Consider the following 782-nt stretch of genomic DNA (forward strand, 5'->3'; position numbering starts at 1 on the left):
GCAGTCACGTGAAAGTCTACAAGGGCTAGCTGAGAAAATTGGCGAGAAAATGCAAGAGTCTTTAGTACAGGCAACTCAGGGCATTCAACAAGGCCTGGAGAGCAGCTTAGAAAAAATTATGGCTCCTGCTATTAATAAGCTCGTTGACGAAACCTCTGACGGTAATCAGAAAGCATTAGAGAGTGTTCTTCAATCATTCATGGATGGTTTCGGGCAGCAGGGTGAACAGCAGCGTGTTGCTATGGATAGTGCCTCTAAAGGAGTGAATGAAACTTTAGAATCTATGAGCACATCTTTGGCAGCATTTGTTAATAAGCTTGAAGTTCAGCAGAGCGCATCAACGGAGAGAGAGAAAGAGCTGATTTCTTCGATTTCTGTACAGGTATCTGAGTTAGTAACACAAGGTAATGAGCAAAAGAGAATGATGACCGAGTTTGTGGAGAAACAGGTCTCAGAAATGGGTGAGCAACTTAGCCAGAGAGAGAGGGCAGCTTCGGAAAGAGAACAAAAGTTGGCTTCTTCTATGGAAACGACAATTAAAGAACTTGTCGATAATGTGTCGGGGCAAAGCCGAGTGTTAACAGAATTTGTTAATAACCAAGTAGGTGAACTTACACAAACGTTCTCTAAGCGTGATGAGCAGTCAAACCTGATGGAAAAAGAGCGCAATGACATGTTTGTTTCTCAAACAAATGCAATGAAATCGGGAACTGATGAGCTACTAGCACAAGTTAAATCAAGTGTTGATATGCAGCAATCTGCGTCTCATCAGGTTTTAGAAC

1 protein-coding gene is annotated in these 782 nt (G+C 42.3%); it reads left to right on the top strand.

What is annotated here, in order from left to right; translation table 11 throughout:
- Nucleotides 1–782, top strand: a 782-nt coding sequence (gene zorA / locus AB4486_RS26320) for an anti-phage ZorAB system protein ZorA (protein ID WP_372119708.1), incomplete at both ends; no start/stop codon positions are given.

This window comes from Vibrio sp. 10N.222.55.C6 (genome assembly GCF_041473395.1).
Classification (GTDB): domain Bacteria; phylum Pseudomonadota; class Gammaproteobacteria; order Enterobacterales; family Vibrionaceae; genus Vibrio; species Vibrio crassostreae_C.